We start from the raw sequence: 2,856 nt of genomic DNA, 5'->3' as shown, positions 1-2,856 counted from the left end.
ATTATTTACTTCTTCAGTACTTACTTTTTCAAGCTTTCTAAGTATATAATATACTATAACAACAAAAAACGCAGCTAAAGCTCCAAAAAAATATAACATGGATAGTTTTTCTGAAAGAAAAATTATAGAGTTAGATTATGGTTTTAGAAATACAGATGGATTAATTAAAGAAGATAGAATAATAAATATTCCTTTTATCCTAGCAATAATAATATATATTATTGTCATGTTTAAAATTATTTAAATTAAAAAAGTATATATCTTCACAGCTTTAAGTGAAGTATATACTTTTATTTTTTATATAATTCTTCGGAAAATATGCTGAAGTCTTCTGCTTTCACCCAACCTCTGCAATTAATATTATTATTGCTAGGATAAAAGGAATATTTATTATTCTATCTTCTTCAATTAATCCATCTGTATTTCTAAAACCATAATCTAACTCTATAATTTTTCTTTCATTATTTACTTCTTCAGTACTTACTTTTTCAAGCTTTCTAAGTATATAATATACTATAACAACAAAAAACGCAGCTAAAGCTCCAAAAAAATATAACATGGATAGTTTTTCTGAAAGATTTAAATATTTTAATGTCAATTCCTTTGTTTCATTTACTGTTTCTATCCCTTGCATAAATAAATTACTTAATTTTGCTAATGTTGCTGATGTCCCATTTATAATAAAATGCATTAACATTGAGGAATATATACTATTAGTTATTCTAACAACTAAAGCAAATATAAAACCTAATATTGTTGTATATAAAAATTGATGTGGATCTAAATGGAGAATTCCAAAAAATAAACCTGTTACTGCAGTTGCAATATACTTATTTTTTTCTTCATAACCAGATAGAACTATTCCTCTAATTGTTATTTCTTCAGATATTGATGGTAATACAGCAATAAGGCCTAAAAGCAATATATAAGGCATAGAGGAAATTTCAGATACAAACCCTCCTATTTCATTTGTAAAAAAGAAACTACCTATTAAGGAGAAAAAAGACATAATAGGCTGTACTGCAAATGACAATACTATAATCAAGAATATCTGTTTTAATCTTAGTTTATTTAACTTTAATGTCTTCTTAAAAGAAGCCTTTGTTATAATTAAATAGACTATAGCAGGTATTATAAATAAAATAATATGATTCAAAAGAAGTGTCACTCTTGTATCAGTAATATTTAATAGATAATATAGTTGTCCTAAAAAAACAGGTAGTACAATCTCTAATACTAATATTATTAAAAAATATAAATTAGCTCTTAAAACTTTTTTCACTATAAAAATACTCCTCCTAATTAATTTAATAATAAATGATGTATAATTAATAAAATTAGTGGAGATAATTCTAATGAAGCACAATGCTTCTAAGATAGCCTCTCCCCCATTTTATTTATATACGAAAATAAGCCTCTAAATTTTAAATTAGAGGCTTATTTTTCGCCTCTTATAAATTTAAAAGTTCCTTTCTTATCATGTTCAAAGCATTTAATGTTGCCCTTTTTCTTACTTGTTCCCTATCACCATTAATATTAAACTTTTCTACTATTGTTTTTCCTTTTATATATAATCCTATATAAACCAAGCCAACTGGTTTTTCTTCACTTCCACCACCAGGACCTGCAATTCCTGTTGTTGAAACTCCAATATCAGTTTTTGCAGTTTTTGCAATTCCTACAGCCATTTCTTCTGCAGTTTCCTTACTTACTGCACCATACTTATTTAAAGTTTCTTCTTTAACACCAAGTCTTGTAACCTTTGATTCATTAGAGTAAGTTACAGCTCCCTCCATAAAAACCTCTGATATTCCTGGATATGAAACTAAACTTGCTGCAATAAGACCTCCTGTACAGGATTCAGCAGTAGATATACTAATCTTCTTATCACAAAGCATATTTGCAACTACCTTTTCTAATGAATCTTCATCTTCTCCATATATATATTCTCCTAATATACTTTTTATTTCTTCATATACAGGTTTTATTAAACTATCACATTCTTCTTCACTATTAGCCTTTGCAGTTATTCTTAGGATAACATCTGATTCCTTGGCATAAGGCGCAACTGTTGGATTCTTTGCATTTTTAATTAAATGGTCAACTTTTTTTGCCATAACGCTTTCGCCAATTCCAAACATTCTAATAGTTTTTGATTTTATTATGTTTCCTGTAATGTCCTTTAAATAGTCTCTTACATATTCTTCAAATATTTTTTTCATTTCTTTGGGAGGCCCTGGTAAAATAATTAATATCTTATTATTTTCATTTATTATTATTCCAGGTGCTGTTCCATAATGATTTTTTAATACTATAGAATCTTTTGGTACATAAGCCTGTTTCTTATTAGCCTCTAATGTATACTCATCCTCTGTTTTTAAATATTTTTTAATCCATTCTAAGGATTCTTTATGAAGTACTAATTCTTTATTAAATAATTTTGCTCCAACTTCCTTGGTAATATCATCTTGTGTAGGACCAAGTCCTCCTGTAGTAATAATAATATCAGAATTTTTAAAAGCCTTAGAAAGCCCCTCCATAATTCTTTCTTCATTATCACCAATTACACTTTGATGATAAACATCTATTCCTAAAGATGCTAATTCCTTAGCCAAATATTGAGCATTTGTATTTACTATATCTCCAAGAAGTATCTCTGTTCCTATTGCAATTATTTCTGCTTTCATTTTTCATCCTTCCTTTTTTTGTATTAATTTCATTTTATCACATAAAATTTTAAATATTAAAATATTTTAACTATTATTTTTAAAATTTTAAGCTATCTAAAATAGGTTTTCCTATTCTAGATAGCTTTTTATTTCACCTTATTAGCATTAATATAGTAATCTCCATTAG

2 protein-coding genes are annotated in these 2,856 nt (G+C 26.6%); both read right to left on the bottom strand.

Annotated features, from left to right (window positions below):
* Positions 1–337: 337 nt before the first annotated feature.
* Positions 338–1,282: a CPBP family intramembrane glutamic endopeptidase gene (locus tag KQI16_RS13205; RefSeq protein WP_216432614.1), complete on the bottom strand. Its 945-nt coding sequence runs from the start codon at positions 1,280–1,282 to the stop codon at positions 338–340.
* Positions 1,283–1,451: 169 nt separating this feature from the next.
* Positions 1,452–2,687, bottom strand: a complete 1,236-nt coding sequence (locus tag KQI16_RS05065; protein ID WP_216432613.1) for a competence/damage-inducible protein A — start codon at positions 2,685–2,687, stop codon at positions 1,452–1,454.
* Between the last annotated feature and the right edge of the window lie 169 nt (positions 2,688–2,856).

It is taken from the genome of Caproiciproducens sp. MSJ-32, assembly GCF_018918055.1.
In the GTDB taxonomy this organism is placed as follows: Bacteria; Bacillota; Clostridia; order Clostridiales; family Clostridiaceae; genus Clostridium.
The sequence above is the reverse complement of the archived record's forward strand: the minus strand, read 5'-3'. Positions and strand labels throughout refer to the sequence as shown.